This window comes from Bradyrhizobium sp. CCBAU 51765 (assembly GCF_015291725.1).
GTDB lineage: Bacteria > Pseudomonadota > Alphaproteobacteria > Rhizobiales > Xanthobacteraceae > Bradyrhizobium > Bradyrhizobium liaoningense.
This window is the reverse complement of sequence record NZ_CP030038.1, coordinates 6,220,765-6,241,876: the sequence shown is the minus strand read 5'-3', so window position 1 is coordinate 6,241,876 and position 21,112 is coordinate 6,220,765. Positions and strand designations below refer to the sequence as shown.

Sequence of the window (21,112 nt, the reverse complement as noted above, 5' to 3'; positions counted from 1 at the left end):
CCTCTCCTCGAGCAGGAGTCATCAGCCAAGCACGGTCATCGACCGCCGGGCGGTTGTCGGGGGACTCCATCCCCATCTGTCCGACTAACCCTAGCATGGAAATCGTGCCGGACAAGTAGGCGCGGCGTGCAGTCCAGGCTCGCCGCCGCCATTCCGGGGCTCGCGAAGCGAGAACTCCTGCGCGCCCTTGCGCGCCTGAGAATCTCCTCATTGCGGGTTCGGCTCTTCGAGCGGCCCCGGATTGACGAATCCGTAATCGCGCGTCTTTCGGTGACGCAAGCGCGGCGACACGGCGGCGGTTTCGCGCTGACACGCAAATTCTTAACTCGAATGTGAAGCGCAAGCGATCTTCGGCCTTTGCGGCAAGGCAATTGCATGTCACCATCGCGTCATACGATGGGAGACTGCGATGCGTTTGCTGTTCTCGATCGGGGCTGTGCTGGTGGCCGGCATGCTTGCCGGAGGGGACGTCGCGGGCATCGCGGCACCGGGACCCAAATTCGAATCGCCCGAGAGTCGATCTCAATCGAAACGGCTGGCGGCCGACAAGGACGCGCAGGCGGTCGACGTCGAACTGATCCTCGCGGTCGACGTGTCCTACTCCATGGACATGGACGAGCTCGCGGTCCAGCGCGAGGGCTATGCGCAGGCAATCCAGTCGAAGGAGTTCCTGCAGGCGCTGAAGCTAGGCCCGAATGGCCGGATCGCAGTGACCTATTTCGAGTGGGCCGCCTCCAGCGATCAGAAGATGATTATTCCCTGGCGCCTGGTCGACGGGCCGGAGACGGCGGACGCGGTCGCCGCCGAGATCATGAAAACGCCGATCCGGCGCGCCTCGCGCACATCGATCTCCGGTGCGATCACGTTCGCGATGCCGCTGTTCGACGAGGATCCCTATCGGGGCTTGCGCCGCGTCATCGACATTTCCGGCGACGGTCCCAACAACAATGGCGGTCCGGTCACGGTGGCGCGCGATGCCGCCCTGGAGAAGGGCATCGTCATCAACGGCCTGCCGATCATGATCAAAGAGCCGTCCTACTCGACCATGGATATCGACAATCTCGATTTATACTATGAGGACTGCGTCATCGGAGGTCCCGGCTCCTTCGTCATTACGATCAAGGATCGCGACAAGTTCAAGGAAGCGATCCGCACCAAGCTGCTGATGGAAGTCGCCGGCCGCACGCCCGAGCGCCCCGTGATGCGCGTTGCCGACAAGGAGCCGCGCGTCAACTGCCTGATTGGCGAGAAGATCTGGTCGGACCGCTGGGGACGTTAACGTCCCGGCTGAGACCTTTTGCCCATCCCAACCGGCAGTTGAATTTAACTGCCCGTTAACCGGTGCATGGCCCTAATCAGACTGTTTCCTTCCGTTTCCAGCCGGCATCCCGGCATTGCTGGAGCGAACGAAAGCGGGTTTTTCCAACCTGCCTTTGAGCAAGCCATGGCCATCGTCACGTCGAGCACCAACCAGATTTCGCCCGCCAACGAGCGGATGTATCGCCAGAGTGCTCTGGTCGGTGACTGGAAGGGCAATTGGGTGGGCAACAACCAGCCCGTCGGCTTCAAGGTCGTGAACATCCGCGGTGCCCGGGCGCAGGTCGAGTACACCCATAACGGTCGTACCGAGCGCGGCTTTGGCGAGGTCAATGGCACGCTCATCACCTTTGGCGGAGTCACGGTCGGCACCAAGGATGGGAAGAGTATGGTGCTGCTGTTCTCGGTCGGCGGCGCTGGCAAGCAGACCGCGAATCTGGAGAAGCAGGAGCCGCCGGCCTCCGACAGCCGCCTCATGGGAAGCTGGGGCGGCTATTCCAGCGACAACGGCAAGAGCGCGAGCTTCAAGGTGCTCTCCGTCAACGGCAAGGAAGCGCAGGTCAGCGTCACCACCGACGGCATCACTCGCCAGGGCACTGGCATCGTCTACAAGAACGTCATCATGTTCGGACAGACGCAGATCGCGACCGATGACGGACAGAACGGCAAGGTCATCTATCAGGTCGGCACCAAATCCTTCATGGTGCCGGTGACAAAATATCCGCCAGCGGATTCGTCGTCATCCGTCGACAAGACGGCATAGCCGTTCACAGCGGCGTCCCGCCGGATCGTGTCAGCGCCTTCAATTGCTGATTGACCTGCCGCAGGATCGCGCAGGCCTGTGCCAAACCGCCGTCCCCGATCAGCCGCCAGATTTCGTCGGACTGTTCCACCAGATGGGGAATCGTGAGCGGCAAGCCGGCCGTCTCGATGAGTGCGCCCTTTTCGTTGATGAGATATCGGCGGTTCAGTGCAAACAGCACCTGCGCGATGCACGCGAGCGCTCTGTAGACGCAGCCCGCGACGTGGGTCCGCTCGTCGCGAGCTGTCGCAGGTTCCGCATTTTCGATGCTGAACAGGATTTCCCACTGAAAGCGCCGCAACAACGCGTGGCCCAGATCCTCGGGATAGGGGAGCGCGATTGTCTTGAGCCGCGCGATCAGGCCCTTCGGATCGTGCAGAGGCTGACAATATGCGATCTCGCCCATCCAGATTGCCGAGCAGAAGCCATGTGGATGGCCGGGCTGGTAGACCATGAGGACGGTACCGTTTCGGCAGTCCATCATGACTCGCTCGACATCGTCGGCGTGACGGTAGAGCAGATCGACCTTTTGTCGCTCGACCGACAGCCATGCGCCGCCGATGATCCATGGCCCCCATTCGCCATATCTCGTTACGGTCGCAGTGCCGGGATCGTCGGCGATTTCCGTCACGACGGTCAGGAGCCGATCCGTATCGAGCGGGGCCGCGCTCGAACAATACAGCCCGATGTCGTAGTCGGACGAGGGATGCGCGCTGCCCCGCGCGCGTGAGCCGCCGAGCACGACGGCCTGAACGCCCGGTATGTCGGCAAGAACGGATGTCAGGCGGGCGAGCAACGGATCGTGCGGCATCAGGTGCAGTTCCCCGGGGACCTGCAGCCGTGACACCGACGCGGTCGCTCCGCTGGCATTGATGATGTTCGCGGAGTATAGTTTGCGAAATTGTCGACGGTAGTCTGAATGTTCAAGCCTGCACTTTCATGTGCTCTTGCAGCTCTCGCAGTGCTCTGCCTCGGTGGAGAGCCGGTTCATGCGCAAGTCGCGCCGCTGAGATATTGGATTCCCGGCGGACCTTTCGGCCTCGGCGGCGGTGTCGGCCAGAGCTCGGACAGCTACGGCAACTTCGCGAGCTTCAATGCCGGCGATGCCGATTGGCGCGCCAGCTCTGCGAACGGTTTCTTCGTCGGCAGCCAACGCGGCAATCTTGGTTTGAGCAGCTTCAGTCAGGCGGGCTCGATCGGCAATTTCAGCGCGCTCTCTTATGACAGCACGCAGTTCGGCTATAACATGAAGACTGCGGGTGGCATGCCCGTCACGTTCTTTGCCGGTTTCGACACGCTGAAGTTCGGCAACGGCATCGGCAGCTCGCTGGCGCCGCTCACCTCCGGCGCTGTGCCCGGCTATGGCGGGTTTGCGGGTGTCGAATTCAAGCCGACCTCCAACCTCAGCCTCTCGTTCGGGGCCGGGTTCGTCCAGCAGCAATCGGGACTCATGGACAGTGACATCAACTCGTCGATGCTGCCCGGCGAGTCTCCTGCGCTGGGCGGCCTTCGGCGCTAGGATTGCATCACCAGCTCCGGCGGACGCCGCAGCGATCTCGGCAGGTCTGGACCGGTTCCGAAACGCATCACGATATCGGGACGCCGTTCGCCGAGGCCGAGTGAGGCCCCGAATTGCTGCCTCAGCGCCGCCACCTCGACCGGCTGGTTGATGAAGGAATATTTGAGTCCCAGCGCGGTCGCCTGCAATCCGAAGCGCTGGCAGGCGCGGCCGACCGCGATCCAGTGCGACTTGTCGCTGCGATCGGCAGCGAGCACGACGACGCCCGCAGAGCTGTCGAGTTCTTCGCGGTATTTCTTGTTCTCCCCGCTCTCGGTAAAGAAGAGCTTGAGAAGCGGCCGCGCCACCCACGAGGGCAGCGAGGGGTTTCCCGACGCGGGCGAGAACAATCCGTCCATGGTCGCGAGTGCCTCCGCCTCGTTGAAGCGAAGCCAGCTGACGAGCTCGCGCATGAAGGCCTTGTCGCGCATTTGCGCCGAGTTGCCTTCGAGTACGTAGTCGGTGACCCCGGCGATCGCGGCGCGTTCGGTCATCAGGATCGCCGCGACGTTGGGTTCGCGACAGGCCTTCTCGAGCCGACGCAATGTCTCCGGTGCGGCCGGCCTGCCGTCGAACGCTGCGCGGGTGCATTGCCTGATCGGAATCGCGGCCGCCAATGCCGATGTGTCCTGTGGGGCCTCCTCGAGCGTGATCACGATGCGGTCGCCGTCGACGGCCGCATCGGCGTGCCAGCCCAGCGTGGACGCGGCGAGGATGAGGTTTTCGGCGGCACAGCCGAGACTGACGAAGAGATGATGATCGTCCGGATCGACGGCCGGACAGCGGCGCTTGAAGTCAGGCGCAATAGCGATGACGTTGCCGCGGACCGAGAAGATCCACGGCTGGGTGTTATGGCTGTTGGCCGCGAGGGTGGCAAAGCGCACGAGCTCGCGATCCCGCGGCACGGCTTGCAGCGGAGCCCGTGACGACTTTACCGTCTCGTCGTAGGTGTTCGCCGCCGCTGCGGCGGAGGGGCTGGTGATGGCCGTTGCGGACAGCCCCAGCGAAGTCGCGATGAATTGTCGTCGGTCGAGCACGAACGTCAGCTCCGCATCTCGTGGCGCGGACGCTTCTTAGCGCTGGCGGAGGGCAGAGCGATTGACTGGCATCAAGGTTGTCGGCTCGATTGAAAGTCCGCAGCCTATCGCCCGAACCGCGCCACCAGCTCCACATGCGGCGTGTGGCGGAACTGATCGACCGGCACCACCGCCTCCAGCCGATAGCCGCCGTCGATCAGCAGCCGCGCGTCGCGGGCGAAGGTCGCGGCGTTGCAGGACACCGCGATCACGACGGGCACCTTGCTCGCGGCGAGCTTCAGTGCCTGCGCCTGCGCGCCCTGGCGCGGCGGGTCGAACACCACCGCGTCGAACTCGCGCAGTTCCGGCGGCACCAGGGGGCGGCGGAACAGATCGCGCGGCTCGGCCTTGATCGGCTTCAGGCCCGGTGCGCGCGCGGCCTTCGCGAGGGCCGCGACGGCGCCGGCGTCGCTGTCATAGGCCGTGACGCGGGCCCTCTCGGCAAGCCGCAGGGCGAACGGGCCGACGCCGCAGAAGAGATCGGCGACCTCCTTGGCCTTGCCGATGCGCTCGACGACCAGTGCGGCGAGTGCCTCTTCGCCCGCCAACGTCGCCTGCAGGAACGAGCCCGGCGGCAGCGTCACCTCCGCGCGGCCCATCTTCACCGTCGGCGGCAGGCGCTGCAGCACCAATTCGCCGTGCCGCGTCAGCCGCGCCAGGCGATGCTGCTCGGCGACACGCGACAGTGCCGTCACCAGCGGGGTCGGCAGCGGGCCGGAGCCGCGCACGTCGACATCGAGGCCGTTGGCGGTGGCCGTGACCTGGATGTCGAGCGGCTTCGTCACCGGCATCCTGGACGTCAGCGGCTCGGCCAGCGCCCAGGCCGCGTCGAGCGCGCCATCGAGCCCGGGATCGAGGATGGGGCAACGATGGATCGGGATGACGTCGTGCGAGCTCGTGGCGGAGAACCCGACCTTGAGGATGTCATGCGTGCCGAACCGGCCGTGCAGCGTGATGCGCCTGCGCCCGGCACCATGGGCGTCGACCAGCGGCGCCACCTCGCAATCAATGCCGGCCTGCCCCAGCGTTTCCACCACGATGTTGCGTTTCCAGGCGCGATACGGCTCAGTTGCCCAATGCTGAATGGCACAGCCGCCGCAGATGCCGAAATGCGGACAGAACGGCTCGACGCGTTCAGGGCTTGCGACCTCCACCGCGAGCAGCTTGCGGCGGTCGGGATGATGGCCCAAGACGTGATCGACCTCGACGGTCTCGCCGCCGAGCGTATAGGGCACATAAATGGCTTCGCCGGCGTCGAGGCAGACGCCGTCGCCGCGATGGCCGACATGATCGATCTTGATGCGCTCAACCACGGCGCGCGCCCAGGAAGAATTCGACATTGCCGTCGCCGCCGGTGATCGGCGAGGGGAATATCTCGATGTCGGTGCAGCCGAGCGAAGCGGCAAACGCTGCGATATCGGCGCAGACCTCCTGGTGCACGGCGGCGTCGCGGATGATCCCTTTCTTGTTGTGTTTCCGGTCCGCTTCGAATTGCGGCTTGATCAGCGCCAGCAGGCTCGTCGGCGCGGCTGCCAGCGACAGCGCCACCGGCAGCACCGCCTTCAGCGAGATGAAGCTGACGTCGATCACGACGACATCGGGCCGCGCCGGCAGGCGCTTGCCCTCATAGCTGCGGATATCGGTCTCTTCCATCGATACGATCTTGGGATGATCGCGCAGCGAGGGATGCAGCTGGCTGCTGCCGACATCGATTGCGAACACCAGGCTCGCACCGTTCGCCAGTAGCACCTCGGTGAAGCCGCCGGTGGAGGCGCCGACGTCGAGGCAGACATGGTCCTCGATCTCGATTGGATAGCGCTCCAGCGCCCCGGCGAGCTTGACGCCGCCGCGGGAAACGTAGGGATGCGCGGGCTCGGCCTGGATCATCGCGTCCTCGGCGATCGTCTCCGACGGCTTCGAGACCTGCTTGTCGTCGGCCGTGACGAGGCCGGCTTCGATCGCCGCGCGTGCCCGCGCCCGGCTCTCGAACAGGCCGCGCTCGACCAGCAGGACATCCGCGCGCTTGCGGGGAGGGGGCATCGAAACTCCGACAGACGACTGAAGAGCTTATGTAGCGATCAATCGCGCGGCCGCCATCCGGACGCAAGCCTCGAACGCGGCGAGGTCGTGCCAGACGTCGATCGGCATCATGGCCGGAGTTACCAGCGGGCAGCCGCGCAGCTCCAGCGCATGGATCATCATGAGATTGTCGACGAGGCCAAAGTCCTCGACTATCAGCCCCTGTGCATCGACCAGCCGGCCGTCCTCCGTGGTGACGTCCATGAAACGGCCGACACGGTCGGCATAGGCGGCGCCGTCATTGGAATAGGCGAGACAGAATTTGCCGCGGCCGGCCATGTAGCCGAGTTCGTAGACGGTACCGGGATCGGCGCCGGCGCCGCGGAACGGGGTGAGGTTGGCAATGATGGCAACCGCCTCGTCCATCATCGCCTCGTTGCCGCAAAATATCTGTCGCGAGGCGTCGGGCGCGGCGAGGTCGATGGCGTTGTCGAGCGGATAGAGGCCGGTGAGGCCATGAGCGGCGCAGATCGCAACCTTCTGCCGGCCGATCTCAATTGCGTCCGGCAGGAACACGTCTGGGCCTGCCAGATAGATTTTCATGGAGTAGGAACCGGAAAATTTGGGTCGAGGTGCAAGCCGCAACCTGCAGTCTGCTCTCTCCCCCGCCTGCGGGGAGAAGTGGATAGAGGGTGTCTCCGCAGGCGAGAACCCCTAAGAGGCGAAAGCCCTCACCTCACCTGGATCGCTTCGCGATCTGACCTCTCCCGCAAGCAAGCGGGAGAGGTGAAACCAATCAGGCCAGCTTCACCGTCTCGGCCTTGACGTCCTTGCCGAGCGCCTCGAACACCTTGGCGACGATGCCCTTGGCATCGAGTCCGGCGCGGGCGTACATCGCCGCGGGCGTGTCGTGGTCCTGGAATACGTCGGGAAGCACCATCGCGCGGAACTTGAGCATGCCGGTGTCGAGCGCGCCCTGATCGGTCAGGTACTGCGCGACATGCGAGCCGAAGCCACCGATTGAGCCTTCCTCGATCGTGATCAGGATCTCATGGTCGCGCGCCAACTTGAGCACCAGCTCGGTATCCAGCGGCTTCATGAATCGCGCATCGGCGATCGTCGTCGAGAGGCCGTGGGCGGCAAGCTCGTCGGCGGCCTTCTCGCATTCGGCGAGGCGCGTGCCGAAGGAGAGCAGGGCGATCTTGCTGCCCTGACGGATCACGCGGCCCTTGCCGATCTCGAGCGGAACGCCGACGTCGGGCATCTCGACGCCGCGGCCTTCGCCGCGCGGATAGCGCAGCGAACTCGGACGGTCGTCGATCGCGACCTGGGTCGCCACCATGTGCACGAGTTCGGCCTCATCCGCCGCCGCCATGATCACCATGTTGGGCAGGCAGCCGAGATAGGCGTTGTCGAACGAGCCGGCATGGGTCGCACCGTCGGCACCGACGAGGCCGGCGCGGTCGATGGCAAAGCGGACGGGCAGGCTCTGGATCGCGACGTCATGCACGATCTGGTCATAGCCGCGTTGCAGGAAGGTCGAGTAGATCGCGCAGAACGGCTTGTAGCCTTCGGTCGCAAGACCGGCGGCAAAGGTCACCGCGTGCTGCTCGGCAATGCCGACGTCGAAGGTGCGGTCGGGGAAGGCCTTGTTGAAGATGTCGACGCCGGTGCCCGACGGCATCGCCGCGGTGATGGCGACGATCTTGTCGTCCTTCTGCGCTTCCTTGACGAGGCTCTGGCCGAATACGTTCTGGTAGGCCGGCGCATTCGGCTTGGCCTTGGCCTGGGTGCCGGTCGCGACGTCGAACTTCACGACGGCGTGGTACTTGTCGGCGGAAGCTTCCGCCGGGCCGTAGCCCTTGCCCTTCTGCGTCACGACGTGGACCAGGATCGGGCCTTCTTCCATGTCGCGGACGTTCTTGAGCACCGGCAGAAGATGGTCGAGGTTGTGGCCGTCGATCGGGCCGACATAATAGAAGCCGAGCTCCTCGAACAGCGTGCCGCCGTCCATCATGAAGCCGCGGGAATATTCCTCGACGCGGTTGGCGCGGTTGGCGAGGATCTTGGGCAGCCGCTTGTTGATCTGCTTGGCCGCATCGCGCAGCGTGCGATAGGTCTTGCCGGAATAGAGCCGCGACAGATAGGCGCTCATGGCGCCGACCGGCGGGGCGATCGACATGTCGTTGTCGTTCAGGATGACGATCAGGCGCGAGTTCATCGCACCCGCATTGTTCATGGCCTCATAGGCCATGCCGGCCGACATCGCGCCGTCACCGATCACGGCGATAACGTTGTTGGTGCCGCCGGAGAGGTCGCGCGCCACGGCCATGCCGAGGCCGGCGGAGATCGAGGTCGAGGAATGCGCCGCGCCGAACGGATCGTAGTCGCTTTCGCTGCGCTTGGTGAAGCCGGACAGGCCGCCGCCGGTGCGCAGTGTGCGGATGCGGTCGCGCCGGCCGGTGAGGATCTTGTGCGGATAGGCCTGGTGGCCGACGTCCCAGATCAGCCGGTCGCGCGGCGTGTCGAACACGTAATGGATCGCGGTGGTGAGCTCGACCACGCCGAGGCCCGCGCCGAAATGACCACCGGTCACCGAGACGGCATCGATGGTCTCCTGCCGCAGCTCGTCGGCGACCTGGCGAACCTGCTCGACCTTGAGCTTGCGCAGGTCTTCCGGCGTCCGGATGGTGTCGAGAAGCGGCGTCTTACTGTATGCGTTCACGGCGATTTCCAATTTGTCAGCGCCGGAAGGTCATTCCGGTGCGCGATGGGTTTGCACAATATCGGCGCAGCGCGAGTCCTCAAACCGTCGGAGCCACCTGCATGGGGCAAGGCCCCGTCTTCAAGCTTAGGTAAGCTTAAGTGCGCTCCGGTTCAGTCTCTGTGATCCCTGTCACTCAGATCGGCTTCGTCCGTCCCAAGCCAATTTCATTAGCAATTCGAAGCGCTTGTCGTCGGCAATCGGTGCCTACTCAAGGCTTGCAAAAAGCCACACTCCGCGCAGCTTTACACCAAAGCTTGGGCCAAAGCCAACCCGCCGCACCGATGAGTGGTATGCAGGTGCAACTTGCGGGCCGGATTGGTTAACCCTGGCCCGGGATGAGGGGTTCCGGCCTTGCTCGGCTCCGCGGCAGGCTTTTTTCGCCTGAATGAGAGCCTTTTTGCCATCGGCGGCCCGAATTTCGAACGGGTTTGGCATTGGCCCCACCCGCCCGAAACCGCAGTGTCCGGTGGAACAGCCCCGTGCGATCATTGAAAGCGGCACAGGAACCATGCCGCAAAGACTTTTTGCGGGCCGCCGGTCGTCAGGCGACCGAGCCGGGAAAGTTCCCGGCCGACTTACTGGACGTCGAGCGGTGCAGTGCCGGTGGCCTGCCCGGTGGCATCGGTGGTGATCTTGTCGACGCGCGCCTCCGCCTGACGCAGCAACTCCTCGCAGCGCCGCTTCAGGGCCTCGCCGCGTTCATAGATCGTCACGGATTCTTCGAGCGGGACCTTGCCGTCTTCGAGCCGCTTCACGATCGTTTCGAGTTCCTCGATCGCGCGCTCGAAGGTGAGCCGGGAGACGTCGACTTGAGTATTTTCGGCCATATCCGTTTCCGATTGCCCGATTCGCCTGCCTTGCAGTGAAGGCGGGTTTTGCGGGCTTAATGTGGCGGGCGTCCTCAGGCGCCCATCAAGGCGCCGACATGCGCCGTAACAGATTCTTTCAGTCCTTGCAGGTCATAGCCGCCCTCGAGCACCGAAACAACGCGGCCGCCTGCGGTCTTGTCGGCGAGGTCCATCAGCTTGCGCGTCACCCAGGCATAGTCCTCGGCGCGCAGGTTCAGCGAGGCCAGCGGGTCGCGGTAATGTGCGTCGAAGCCGGCGGAGATGACCACCAGCTCGGGGCTGAATTTTTCGAGCTGCGGCAGGATCAGGTTCTCGAACGCGGAGCGGAATTCCGGCCCGCCGTCTTCGGAAGCGAGAGGCGCGTTGACGATGGTGTCGTGATCGCCGCGCTCGCTTCTGGCGCCGGTGCCCGGAAACAGCGGCATCTGGTGCGTCGAGCAGTACATCACGGTCGGGTCCGACCAGAAGATGTCCTGCGTGCCGTTGCCGTGATGCACGTCGAAGTCGACGATGGCCGCGCGCTTGATGCCGTATTTGCGCTGCGCGTGGCGCGCCGCGATGGCGACGTTGTCGAAGAAGCAGAAACCCATCGGCTTGCCGATCTCGGCGTGATGACCGGGTGGGCGGATCGCGACGAAGGCGTTGCGGTGCTCGCCCGCCATCACCGCCTCGGTCGCCGCGACTGCGCCGCCGACGCCGCGCATCACGGCTTCCCACGTGCCCGGCGACATCGAGGTATCGCCGTCGATATAGATCTGTCCGCTGGACGGGGCGATGTGGCGCAGCTCGGTGACGTAGTGCTCGTTGTGGCACAGCGTGACGAGATCGAGATCGCCCTCCGGCGCCTCCTCGCGCACCAGGAACTGGAAACGCTCATGCGACAGCGCTTCTTCCACCGCGCGCAGACGATCCGGCCTCTCAGGGTGTCCCGGGGGCGTGACATGGTCGAGGCAGGCCTTGTGGGAAAGGAGAAGCGTGCTCATCAGGTCGGCCTCATAGGATGCGGACTTTTGACGTCGTTGGCGCATCCAGCGCCAAAACGCAATGCAAAACCCAATCTAAGCGCTTGGCCGGGAATGGCAAAGCGCCGGCGGTTTGATCCGGATCAATTCACGCGCAGGATGCGGGTCGGCGGCAGCGGACCGACCGGCCCGTGTGCCCGGAAGAAGGCGAACAACGCGTCCGCGTCGTAGCCGCCATATTGCGGCGCCGTGCCCTGTTTGGCGACGGTAAACCCGTCTCCGCCGACGGCGAGGTAATCGTTGAGCGTGACGCGGTAGCCGTTTCCAGGTTCGATCAGCCTGCCGTTGAGCGTCATCTTCGCGGGGATGACGCGCTCGCCGAATGGCTTCGATGCATCCCAAGTATAGCTGAACCCGTTCGAGACCTGGAGAATCCGCGGCCGCTTCGGATCGAGCCATTGCTGCTCGAGCATGTCCTTGAGCTGGCTGCCCGTCAGCGTCATCGTGACCAGCCGGTTGCGGAACGGCTGGCTGGCGAAGACATCGCCGAACGTGATCGCGCCGTTCTCCTTCGGAACGATGTCGGTGCGGATGCCGCCGGGATTGGTGAGCGCGATGACAGCGCTGCCATCCTTCGTGTCGCGGGTTGCGAGCAATTGCGCGTCGGCAATGATATTGCCGAGAGCGCTTTCGCCGGCCTCGTTCGGCACGCGCGACAGCGTCTGCGTCACCGAACCGGCCGGCCGATTGGCGATCGGCGCAGAGAGCTTGTCGTAGGCGTCGATCAAGGCGGTCTGCTCGGGATCCCTGGCCAGCGAAGCGTTGGCGACGATCACATTCTCGGCCTTGGCGCTGACGATGTCGCGCGTTGCGGGATCGAGCTTGAGGTCGATCGCGGTGACCAGCGTGCCGTATTTGTCGCCGCTGGTGACGAGGCGCCCGTCGATATCGCAGACATAGGCGCGGTGGGTGTGGCCGCTGACCACGACGTCGACGGCACGATCGAATTTGTGGACGATGTCGACGATCGGCCCTGCAATGCCCGGGCATTCGTTGTAGTCGCCGGCGGGCTCGCCGCCCTGGTGGATCAACACCACGATCGCTTCGACGCCACGCGCCTTCAACTGCGGCACGAGCGCGTTCACCGTCTCGGCCTCGTCGCGGAATTCGAGCCCGGTAATGCCCGCCGGCGAGACGATGCCGGCGGTCTCCCTCAAGGTCAGTCCGATGAAGGCGACGGGAACGCCGTCGAATTCCCGGATCTCGTAGGGCGGCAGCACGCTCTTGCCGGTCGCGGTCTCGATGGTGGACGCCGCGAGATAATGGAATTTGGCGCCCGTGAAGGGATGCGGTCCCTGGCAGCCGTCGACGGGATGGCAGCCGCCGTTCTGCATTCGCAAGAGCTCGGTTTTGCCCTCATCGAATTCGTGATTGCCGACCGAGCTGATCGCAAGGCCCATCATCGAGAGCGACTCGATCGAGGGCTCGTCGTGGAACATCGCCGACAGGAACGGGCTCGCGCCGATCAGATCGCCGGCGGCGACGAAGATGGTGTTCTTGCGCCCCTCGCGCAGCTGCTTCACCAGCGTCGCCATGTACTCGGCGCCGCCGGCCGCCACCGTCACCTTCTTGGACTTGTCCTCGGGGTCGTTGATGCGGATGCCGCCCGGTGGCGGGCGCAGATTGCCGTGGAAATCGTTGATCGCGAGCACGCGCAGCTCGACCGGAGCGGCGGGCTGGGCCGAGGCAGGGACGGCGGCGAGGATGGTCAGGACCAGAAAGACGTATCGCATGGGACAAGACTAGACGCAGCGCGCGAAGATTTCACGATGCTTTGTCGTGAACACGCGTGTCGACACGTATGAAATCCTTGATGTCGGCGGCAAAGACCCCGGAGCCGCCGGCGATGATCATGCAGCGGATATCGCGCGCCGCGACGCTCGCGGGTCTTGCGAAGCATCGGCCTATATCATCTCGCAGGCGTGCCAATGCCCCGCTCAACCCTTTCGACGCCGACGTCCCACAATTCTGATGCATGGTACCCGCTGCCGTCACGTGCCGCAACAATTGGCTACAACGTTTCATTTGAATAACCTTTGGTTGTGGTGCATGATCTCGCGCCGTTCCATGGCCGACCGCCCGATTGATGATTGCCGCAACCCGGATTGACGAATCCTCGCTGCACTATCGCGGCTGGCGTGTCGTGCTGGCCTGCTTCCTGATGGCCTTCTTCATGTTCGGCTTCGGTCTCTACGGCCAAGGCGTCTATCTTGCCGAGCTTCAGCGCGCCCACGGCTGGCCGGGCACGCTGGTCTCCGCGGCCAGTACCTTCTCGTTTCTCCTGAGCTCCGTCCTCGTCATCTTCACCGACGATCTGCTAGAGCGCATCGGGCTGCGCTCGCTGATCCTGAGCGGCCTGACGGCGCTCGGTGCTTCGACAGTGCTGCTGGCGTTGATGCAGACGCCTTGGCAGCTCTATCTCGCCTATGCGCTGATGTCGGTCGGCTGGACCGGCATGGGGACCGTGGTGATCGCGACCGTGCTCAATTCCTGGTTCGAGCGACGCCGCGGGCTCGCGCTCAGCCTTGCCTTCAACGGCGCCACCTGCGGCGGCATCGTCCTCGTGCCGCTGCTGCTGTCGCTGACCGTCAGCATCGGCTTCCGTTCCGCCATGCTGGCGGCCACGCTCGCGATGATGGTGCTGCTGTTGCCGGTGGTCGTGACCTTCATCGGCTGGCCGGCCCGGATGTCACCGGCATCGGACGGAGGCCGGACCGCGGGCGGCGCGGCCGGGCCAGGCCATTCGCGCAGGGCGCTGCTCGCCAACGCGGCGTTCTGGACCATGGTGCTGCCGATCGCGATGGCGCTGCTGGCGCAGATGGGCTTCATCATCCACCAGGTGACATTTCTCGAACCGCTGATCGGCCGCTCAGCGGCAGGGCTCGCGGTCACCATCATGGCGGCGATGGCGGTGGTCGGGCGCCTGTCGCTTGGCCTGTTCGTCGACCGGCTCGATCCGCGTCTCGCCTGCGCTGCGTCGATGATGAGCCAGGCGGCTGCGTTGTTCGTGCTTCTCCAAAGCACGAGTCCGACGGTGCTGCTGGCCTGCTGCGCCGTCTATGGCTTCTCGATCGGCAACATGATCACGTTCCCGCCCTTGATCATCCAGCGCGAGATCGGCTCTACCGCTTTCGCTGCCGCGATGGGGTTGGGCACATCGATCAGCGGCATCGTCAGCGCCTTTGGCCCGGGCATCGTCGGCGTCGTGCGGAGCTTGACGGGCAATTACACCACGGCGTTCGCGCTGTGCGTCGTGCTCGATCTCATCGCGACGGGCATCGTGCTGTGGCGGCCGGGAAAGAGCGCAGCCCGAATTTCCGCAAGCTAAGGGCAGGCTAAGGGGAAGGCTCGCGCAAGATATTTGAGGTCGTGGCGAGCCGATCCGACTTACCCCAGCAGCACCGCATCCGCCGCCGCGACCGACTCTGCGCTTTCCGTGACCGTGCGCTCGAGCGCGGGTGCCTGCACCGTGATGTTCTCGGCAAAGAAGCGCGCCAGCGCGACGTAGCGCGCAGCATCCACGTTGCCGTCGGCCTTGGCGGCGAGCGCTTCGGAGGCGAGCAGGCAGCCGCCGAGCGTCGAGCCGAACTGCTGCAAATAGGGCGTCGCACCCGCAAGTGCGTTGTTGGGGGCGGACGCAACGCGCTCCAGGAGCCATTTGCTGGTGCGCCTCAAGGCGTCCAGCGCCTCGCGCAGCTTTGCACCGGTGGTGCCGAAGCCGGGATCGTTGGACGCCTCCACCTGCTTGACGGTTGCCGAGAGCTCGTCGAGCAGCGCCCACACCGACGCGCCGCCATTGGCTGCGAGCTTGCGCGTGACGAGATCGATCGCCTGGATGCCGTTGGTGCCCTCGTAGATCGCGGTGATGCGGGCATCGCGGTAGTGCTGAGCCGCGCCGGTCTCCTCGATGAAGCCCATGCCGCCATGCACCTGCACGCCGAGATACGCGACCTCGTTGCCGATGTCGGTGGAATAGGCCTTGGCCATCGGCGTGAGCAGCGCCGCGCGTGCGGCCGCTTCAGTGCGCACCTTCGGATCCTTGGCGCGCGTCGAGACGTCGATCGCGACGGCGGTCGCATAGCAGATGGTGCGCGCGGCCGCAGTCTGTGCCCGCATCCGCATCAGCATGCGCTTGACGTCGGGATGCACGAAGATCGCATCGGAGCCGTCGCCCTTCTTGCCGACCGCGCGGCCCTGCTTGCGCTCCTGCGCATACGACAAGGCCTGCTGGTAGGCGCGGTCGGCAACGCCGACGCCCTCCAGGCCGACGCCGAGGCGGGCCTGGTTCATCATCGTGAACATGCAGCGCATGCCCTGGTTCTCTTCGCCGATGAGGAAGCCGATCGCGCCGCCATGATCGCCCATGGTCATGGTGCAGGTCGGGGAGGCGTGCATGCCGAGCTTGTGCTCGACGCCGGAGGCGTAGATGTCGTTGCGCTGCCCCAGCGAGCCGTCCGCATTCACCATGAACTTGGGGACGAGAAAGAGCGAGATGCCCTTGGTGCCGGCGGGCGCGTCCGGCAGACGCGCCAGCACGAAATGCACGATGTTGTCGGTCATGTCGTGCTCGCCATAGGTGATGAAGATCTTGGTCCCCTTGATGCGATAGGTGCCGTCGGCCTGCCGATCGGCCCGGGTACGCAGCGCGCCGACGTCGGAGCCGGCCTGCGGCTCGGTCAGCTGCATCGTGCCGGTCCATTCGCCGGAGACGAGCTTTTCGAGATAGATTCTCTTCAACTCGTCGCTGCCATGGGCGTCCAGCGCCTCGATCGCCGAGGCGGTCAGCAGCGGGCAGAGGCCGAAGGCGACGTTGGCGGCGCTCCAGATCTCGGTGCAGGCGGCGTTGATCGCGATCGGCAGGCCCTGGCCGCCGAAATCCTCCGGGCCGGACACCGCGTTCCAGCCGCCCTCGGTCCAGCGCTTGTAGGCGTCCGGCCAGCCCGGCGCGGTCGTGACCTTGCCATCGTTGAGCTTGATGCCGTGCTCGTCGCCGACCTTGTTGAGCGGCGCCAGCACGTCCGAAGCGAACTTGCCGGCTTCCTCCAGCACGGCGGCCACGAGATCGGCATCGAAATCGCCATAATGGCCGGCCTCCACGGCGGCCTTGAGGCCCGCGCCATGGTTGAGCGACAGCAGCATGTCAGAAATCGGCGCGCGGTAGGTCATGGCTCACTCCCGGGGGACAGATATTGACGCCGTATTCTCACGAAACGGAGGCAGTCTCAATGGTCGGGAGGTGGGCAGGGGCCGGCCGGAAACGGAGCCGGTGCGGGCCGATGGAGCATCGAGCGCGGCCGATCCCGGGCCTGCGGTATTTTGCCCCTCCAGACGGTTGAAATGCTGCCGCGCTCCCTATAGACCGGCTGCGACTGGAGAGAATCCGCGGTAGCCCGATCTTCCGCCATTCCGTCAGTCGCCTGGTGGGGCGTAGCCAAGCGGTAAGGCAGCGGATTTTGATTCCGCCATTCGGAGGTTCGATCCCTCCCGCCCCAGCCAGATCGCCCGCCCGCCTGACATCACTCGCGGGAACTGCTGCCTGGCCCTGCGACGCGTCACTGCCGCGCATCCTTCCGCGGAATGAAACTCGCCCCCCGTTGAAGCTGTCGGGGAACGCGGTCATCACGGTGTCGATGTCTTCAGCCAACGGATTCATCGCGCCATTGATCGCGAGGAGCTCGACGCTCACATCGGGATGCGCCTTCGCAGAATCCCGGATCCGGATCCAATCAACTCACGTACGGCTTCGCCGAGGATGGGCTGCGCGAATTCCGGCGACGCGTTGCCTCGGCGCGCCAAGCGGAGCGAAACGGTCTCTTCGCCAGGCCGGGATCGACGTCATCCTTGGCGCAGTCATTCAATCGGCATCCCGCGGCACCAATTGAATCGAGAGCTTGTTTGTTCGACGGCGCAGAGCACCACGCGCCTGCGTGATCTCCCAACCCCGATCTGCCGACTGCATCCCGACCATTGATCGAGATCAACGAACCGGAGGTCTCCGCGCCGATGCTGAGCGTGGCCAACAGGGGCGACAAGCCCTCCTGGCGCTGCGCCATGGAGACGACGCGCAATGCAGCTCTGGCTGATACCATCCCTCCATGCCGCTGCGAGTATCGTGGCAGGCTTGTTGGTGCCGCGGCTGGAAGCCAGGTTCATGGCGTCTGGTCTTGATCTCTCGACATCATCTGCCCAGGCGTACCTCTCGGCCGTCGCTTCCGGCATGATGGCGTTGACCGGCATCGTCTTCTCGATCGCCTTTGTGCTCGTTCAGTTCAACGCCGTCGTCTATTCGCCAAGCTTCCGTCTCCGACGAGCCGGCGAAGAGGGGCGGCCATGAGAACACTCCTTCAACGTCTCTCTGGCGAAGACGCGATCCAGCTGTTGATGCGGCTTGGATTGCTCGCTCTGTTGATCTTCTGGACATTCTACCTGGTCCGCCCGTTCGTGACCATTCTGGTCTGGGCCCTCGTGCTTGCCGTCGCGCTCCATCCGGCCTTCGTCCTTCTCGCCAACGTTTTGGGCGGTCGCCCAAAGCTGGCGGCGGCCATCTTCACCGTAATCAATCTCGCCATCTTCATCGGCCCTGCGGCCTGGCTCGGCATGGGTGCGGCGGACGGCATCAAGGACTTCGCCGCCGAGCTGGCCGCGGGCGAACTGACAATTCCATTGCCACCGCAGGCCCTCAAGACCTGGCCGCTGATCGGAGCGCAGCTTTACGAACTGTGGGAGCAGGCCTCAACGAATCTTCGCCCGGCCCTGTATCAGGTCGCACCTTATCTGAAGCCGTTCGCCGGCACGCTGCTCGGTCTCGTGGGTGATGCCGGCGTTGGAGCAGTCAAGTTCCTGCTCTCGGTCGTCGTCGCCGGCGTCATCCTTCCCTATGGCCCGCAGCTCGTGGCCGCGGGCCGAGGCTTTCTCGCGCGGATCGTGCCCGAGCAGAGCGAGCATTTCCTGGATTTGGCGGGAGCGACCATTCGAGCGGTATCCCAAGGCGTGATCGGTATCGCGGTGGTCCAGGCGCTGCTGGCCGGTATCGGTTTCAAGCTCGCGGGCATCCCGATCGCCGGCCTCCTGGCGGTTCTGGTCCTGCTGCTCTCGATCGTGCAGATCGGCGCAGCCCTCGTCATGATTCCCGTGATCGTCTGGATCTGGACCGACAAGGACGTCACCACCGCATTGCTGCTGACCTGCTACCTCGGAATTGTCAGCATCCTCGACAACGTCTTGAAGCCGCTGGTGATGGGGCGCGGCTTGACCACGCCGACACTCGTCATCCTGATCGGCGTGATCGGCGGAACGCTGGGGCATGGAATCATCGGTCTCTTCATCGGCCCCATCATCCTGTCGGTCGCCTGGGAGCTTGCGGTCGCCTGGATCAAGACGGACGCCGCCCCACTGCCGGCGGTCGTCGAACGTTGACTTAAATCAACGGTGGCGCCTTACGGAAGCGCCTTCTGAATGCGTACGACAGCGAGATCGGGACATGACGATGGAAAACTCGAACCTGCCGGGTGGTCCCCTGTCCGGGATGGTTGCCGCGGCCGTCGAATACATGGTCGATGCAGGGCAGCGGAGCGTGTTGTTTCTGGACATCATGCGCCAGCGCGGCGACCAGTATCGCGAGCACGTCGCGCAGACGGCTCCGCATGTCCTGCAATATGCCGCCGAAGTGATCATCGACGGGCGCAAGCTCGACGAGCCCGTCAACTATGCGCTGGTGCGCATCATTCCACCCAAGGGGGTCGAGATCGATCTCGAACGGCGGCCGTTCATCGTGGTCGATCCGCGCGCGGGACACGGTCCGGGAATCGGCGGCTTCAAGGCGGACAGCGAGATCGGCGTTGCGATGAAAGCGGGGCATCCCTGCTACTTCATCGGCTTTCTGCCGGAGCCGATGCCGGGGCAGACCATCGAGCGCATCGCACGCGCCGAGGCGCAGTTCATCGAGAAGGTCATCAGCCTGCATCCGAAAGCCGACGGCAAGCCCTGCGTGATCGGCAATTGCCAGGCCGGCTGGGCCGTCATGATCCTGGCGTCGCTGCGGCCTGAATTATTCGGGCCATTGATCATCGCCGGCGCGCCGCTCGCTTACTGGGCTGGCGTGCACGGCAAATATCCGATGCGTTATTCCGGCGGCCTGTTGGGTGGGAGCTGGCTGACTGCATTGGCCAGCGATCTCGGCGCCGGCAAGTTCGATGGCGCCTGGCTGGTGCAGAACTTCGAGAACCAGAATCCATCCAACACGCTCTGGACCAAGCAATACAACGTCTATTCCAAGGTCGATACCGAGGCCGATCGCTACCTGGACTTCGAGCGCTGGTGGGGCGGGCACGTCAACCTGAACGCCGAGGAGATCCAGTTCATCGTCGATGAGCTCTTCATCGGCAACAATCTCGCGGCCGGCAGGATCGAGATGTCGGACGGGCAGAAGGTCGATCTGCGCAATATCAGGTCGCCGATCGTGTTGTTCTGCTCCAAGGGCGACAATGTCACGCCGCCGCAGCAGGCACTGGACTGGATTCTCGATTGCTATGCAGACGTCAATGAAATCAGGGCATATGGGCAGACCATCGTCTACACCGTTCACGAAAGCATCGGGCACCTCGGCATCTTCGTCTCCGGCGGCGTCGCGAAGAAGGAGCATGCGGAATTCTCCAGCAATATCGACCTGATCGACATTCTGCCGCCTGGACTTTATGAAGCGACGTTCGAAGCCAAGGGTGAGGAGACCGCGAGTTCCGATCTCGTCATCGGGCAGTGGGTGATGCGCTGCGAGGCGCGAACGCTCGACGATATCCGCGCCATGGGCGGCAATTCGCCCGAGGATGAGCGGCGCTTCGCAGCCGCAAAACGCGTCTCCGAGATGAATCTCGCGGCGTACCGGAAGTTCGTTCAGCCCTGGATCAAGAAGATGGTCACGCCACAGATGGCGGAGACCATGCGCAACCTGCATCCGCTGCGATTGCAGTACGAGGTCCTCAGCAGCCAGAATCCCTGGATGGGCGCCGTGAAAACGGCCGCCGGGGAGATCGAGGAGAAACGCAAGCCTGTGGCAAAGGACAATCCGTTCCTGGCCTTCCAGGAGCAGATGTCCAAGCAGATCGTTCATGCGCTGGATAGCTGGCGCGACGCACAGGAAGCCCTGAGCGAGACGATCTTCCTCAATGTCTACGGCTCGCCTGCACTTCAGGCGGCGGTCGGGATCGATCCGAACTGGGAGTCTTCGCGCAAGCGCGAGATGTCGGCGGAGCACCGGACGATGCTCGAGAAGCGAATCGCCGAACTGAAGTCCAGGGTGGGGGAGGGCGGTCTTCGTGAAGCCGCCATTCGCGGCCTGGTCTATATCGGCTCGGCCCGCGGAATGGTCGACGAGCGGAGCATCGAGGCGTTGCGTCGGATTCGCCGCGATGCCGGCGGTTCGCGTTTGACGCTGCCCGAGTTCAAGATGCTGGTGCGCGAGCAGTTCTTCATGCTGTTGCTCGACCAGCAAGGCGCCCTGGCCGCGATCCCGAAGATGCTTCCAGAAGATGTCGCGCAACGACTGGCGGCATTCACAATGATCCGCGATGTCCTTTCCGCGAGCGGCGAAATCACCGGCGAGCGTGCAAGCCGCCTGCAGCGTATCGCCGCGCTGTTCGGTGTCGAGGCGGGAGAGGGGACGTCCAACATTACCCCTTTCGACCCAAAGGCGAAAGCATCTTAGGCG

18 protein-coding genes, 1 tRNA gene and 1 riboswitch are annotated in these 21,112 nt (G+C 64.4%); of the genes, 9 read left to right on the top strand and 10 right to left on the bottom strand.

All coding sequences use genetic code 11. The features are described 5' to 3' along the window. Nucleotides 1-5 precede the first annotated feature (5 nt). Nucleotides 6-83: riboswitch (Fluoride riboswitch) on the bottom strand. A gap of 326 nt (nt 84-409) precedes the next feature. Continuing rightward, nucleotides 410-1,279 carry a DUF1194 domain-containing protein gene (locus XH96_RS29475; RefSeq protein ID WP_131866503.1) on the top strand — a complete coding sequence of 290 codons (870 nt, stop codon included), beginning with the start codon at nt 410-412 and terminating at the stop codon, nt 1,277-1,279. Between the two features lie 165 nt (nt 1,280-1,444). Continuing rightward, the gene (locus tag XH96_RS29470; protein WP_061878389.1) at nt 1,445-2,080 is read left to right on the top strand and encodes a hypothetical protein; all 636 of its coding nucleotides are present in this window, start codon (nt 1,445-1,447) and stop codon (nt 2,078-2,080) included. A gap of 4 nt (nt 2,081-2,084) precedes the next feature. Here the strand turns inward: XH96_RS29470 and XH96_RS29465 are convergent, their stop codons facing one another. After that, entirely contained in the window at nt 2,085-2,930 is an 846-nt protein-coding gene (locus XH96_RS29465) for a nucleotidyltransferase domain-containing protein (RefSeq protein WP_194389080.1), read from the bottom strand. A 108-nt stretch (nt 2,931-3,038) separates the two neighbouring features. On the opposite strand from XH96_RS29465, the gene XH96_RS29460 reads away from it, so the two are divergent. Then, nucleotides 3,039-3,638: a hypothetical protein gene (locus tag XH96_RS29460; protein WP_194389079.1), complete on the top strand. Its 600-nt coding sequence runs from the start codon at nt 3,039-3,041 to the stop codon at nt 3,636-3,638. Here XH96_RS29460 and XH96_RS29455 read toward each other — a convergent pair. From XH96_RS29455 to XH96_RS29420, 8 genes are all read right to left on the bottom strand, one after another. Next, entirely contained in the window at nt 3,635-4,714 is a 1,080-nt protein-coding gene (locus XH96_RS29455) for a Tat pathway signal protein (RefSeq protein WP_246789787.1), read from the bottom strand. The two genes, XH96_RS29460 and XH96_RS29455, sit on opposite strands and share 4 nt — an antisense overlap. Nucleotides 4,715-4,818: 104 nt before the next feature. Beyond that, nucleotides 4,819-6,066, bottom strand: coding sequence for a class I SAM-dependent RNA methyltransferase (locus tag XH96_RS29450; RefSeq protein WP_194394314.1), 1,248 nt, complete (start codon nt 6,064-6,066; stop codon nt 4,819-4,821). Next, on the bottom strand, nt 6,059-6,793 hold the full coding sequence (locus tag XH96_RS29445; RefSeq protein ID WP_194389078.1) for a TlyA family RNA methyltransferase: 735 nt from the start codon (nt 6,791-6,793) through the stop codon (nt 6,059-6,061). Before XH96_RS29445 ends, XH96_RS29450 begins: the two co-directional genes overlap by 8 nt. Nucleotides 6,794-6,820: 27 nt before the next feature. Next, nucleotides 6,821-7,375: a nucleoside 2-deoxyribosyltransferase gene (locus tag XH96_RS29440; RefSeq protein WP_194389077.1), complete on the bottom strand. Its 555-nt coding sequence runs from the start codon at nt 7,373-7,375 to the stop codon at nt 6,821-6,823. A 193-nt stretch (nt 7,376-7,568) separates the two neighbouring features. Continuing rightward, complete coding sequence (gene dxs / locus XH96_RS29435) at nt 7,569-9,497, bottom strand: 1-deoxy-D-xylulose-5-phosphate synthase (RefSeq protein ID WP_194389076.1); 1,929 nt, start codon at nt 9,495-9,497, stop codon at nt 7,569-7,571. A 617-nt stretch (nt 9,498-10,114) separates the two neighbouring features. Next, the gene (locus XH96_RS29430) at nt 10,115-10,366 is read right to left on the bottom strand and encodes an exodeoxyribonuclease VII small subunit (protein WP_126256655.1); all 252 of its coding nucleotides are present in this window, start codon (nt 10,364-10,366) and stop codon (nt 10,115-10,117) included. 74 nt (nt 10,367-10,440) lie between these two features. After that, entirely contained in the window at nt 10,441-11,370 is a 930-nt protein-coding gene (locus XH96_RS29425; RefSeq protein ID WP_028180929.1) for a histone deacetylase family protein, read from the bottom strand. Nucleotides 11,371-11,492: 122 nt separating this feature from the next. Beyond that, nucleotides 11,493-13,142: a bifunctional UDP-sugar hydrolase/5'-nucleotidase gene (locus tag XH96_RS29420; protein ID WP_194389075.1), complete on the bottom strand. Its 1,650-nt coding sequence runs from the start codon at nt 13,140-13,142 to the stop codon at nt 11,493-11,495. 46 nt (nt 13,143-13,188) lie between these two features. Between XH96_RS29420 and XH96_RS29415 the strand changes: the two genes are divergently transcribed. Then, entirely contained in the window at nt 13,189-13,518 is a 330-nt protein-coding gene (locus XH96_RS29415) for a hypothetical protein (RefSeq protein WP_194389074.1), read from the top strand. Next, entirely contained in the window at nt 13,496-14,737 is a 1,242-nt protein-coding gene (locus XH96_RS29410; RefSeq protein WP_194389073.1) for an MFS transporter, read from the top strand. Before XH96_RS29415 ends, XH96_RS29410 begins: the two co-directional genes overlap by 23 nt. 59 nt (nt 14,738-14,796) lie before the next feature. On the opposite strand, the gene XH96_RS29405 is transcribed toward XH96_RS29410, so the two are convergent. Beyond that, entirely contained in the window at nt 14,797-16,575 is a 1,779-nt protein-coding gene (locus tag XH96_RS29405) for an acyl-CoA dehydrogenase (RefSeq protein WP_194389072.1), read from the bottom strand. Between the two features lie 255 nt (nt 16,576-16,830). Between XH96_RS29405 and XH96_RS29400 the strand changes: the two genes are divergently transcribed. The 4 genes from XH96_RS29400 to XH96_RS29385 all read left to right on the top strand — a co-directional run bounded on the left by XH96_RS29400 (nt 16,831) and on the right by XH96_RS29385 (nt 21,109). Beyond that, nucleotides 16,831-16,905 (top strand) — tRNA-Gln (locus XH96_RS29400). A 571-nt stretch (nt 16,906-17,476) separates the two neighbouring features. Next, on the top strand, nt 17,477-17,743 hold the full coding sequence (locus XH96_RS29395; RefSeq protein WP_194389071.1) for a DUF2254 family protein: 267 nt from the start codon (nt 17,477-17,479) through the stop codon (nt 17,741-17,743). Continuing rightward, on the top strand, nt 17,740-18,825 hold the full coding sequence (locus XH96_RS29390; RefSeq protein ID WP_194389070.1) for an AI-2E family transporter: 1,086 nt from the start codon (nt 17,740-17,742) through the stop codon (nt 18,823-18,825). The genes XH96_RS29395 and XH96_RS29390 overlap by 4 nt, the downstream gene beginning before the upstream one ends. Nucleotides 18,826-18,889: 64 nt before the next feature. Further along, nucleotides 18,890-21,109 (top strand): DUF3141 domain-containing protein, encoded by a 2,220-nt coding sequence (locus XH96_RS29385; protein WP_194389069.1) that lies wholly within the window; start codon nt 18,890-18,892, stop codon nt 21,107-21,109. Nucleotides 21,110-21,112 lie beyond the last annotated feature (3 nt).

Excerpts from the sequence above, each read along its gene's own strand:
- XH96_RS29420 (WP_194389075.1), bottom strand. The coding sequence starts at position 13,142 with ATGCGATACGTCTTTCTGGTCCTGACCATCCTCGCCGCCGTCCCTGCC.
- XH96_RS29405 (WP_194389072.1), bottom strand. The coding sequence starts at position 16,575 with ATGACCTACCGCGCGCCGATTTCTGACATGCTGCTGTCGCTCAACCAT.
- XH96_RS29440 (WP_194389077.1), bottom strand. The coding sequence starts at position 7,375 with ATGAAAATCTATCTGGCAGGCCCAGACGTGTTCCTGCCGGACGCAATT.
- XH96_RS29425 (WP_028180929.1), bottom strand. The coding sequence starts at position 11,370 with ATGAGCACGCTTCTCCTTTCCCACAAGGCCTGCCTCGACCATGTCACG.
- XH96_RS29430 (WP_126256655.1), bottom strand. The coding sequence starts at position 10,366 with ATGGCCGAAAATACTCAAGTCGACGTCTCCCGGCTCACCTTCGAGCGC.
- XH96_RS29395 (WP_194389071.1), top strand. The coding sequence starts at position 17,477 with ATGCAGCTCTGGCTGATACCATCCCTCCATGCCGCTGCGAGTATCGTG.
- XH96_RS29475 (WP_131866503.1), top strand. The coding sequence starts at position 410 with ATGCGTTTGCTGTTCTCGATCGGGGCTGTGCTGGTGGCCGGCATGCTT.
- XH96_RS29410 (WP_194389073.1), top strand. The coding sequence starts at position 13,496 with ATGATTGCCGCAACCCGGATTGACGAATCCTCGCTGCACTATCGCGGC.
- XH96_RS29470 (WP_061878389.1), top strand. The coding sequence starts at position 1,445 with ATGGCCATCGTCACGTCGAGCACCAACCAGATTTCGCCCGCCAACGAG.
- XH96_RS29465 (WP_194389080.1), bottom strand. The coding sequence starts at position 2,930 with ATGCCGCACGATCCGTTGCTCGCCCGCCTGACATCCGTTCTTGCCGAC.
- XH96_RS29390 (WP_194389070.1), top strand. The coding sequence starts at position 17,740 with ATGAGAACACTCCTTCAACGTCTCTCTGGCGAAGACGCGATCCAGCTG.
- XH96_RS29460 (WP_194389079.1), top strand. The coding sequence starts at position 3,039 with ATGTTCAAGCCTGCACTTTCATGTGCTCTTGCAGCTCTCGCAGTGCTC.
- XH96_RS29445 (WP_194389078.1), bottom strand. The coding sequence starts at position 6,793 with ATGCCCCCTCCCCGCAAGCGCGCGGATGTCCTGCTGGTCGAGCGCGGC.
- XH96_RS29385 (WP_194389069.1), top strand. The coding sequence starts at position 18,890 with ATGACGATGGAAAACTCGAACCTGCCGGGTGGTCCCCTGTCCGGGATG.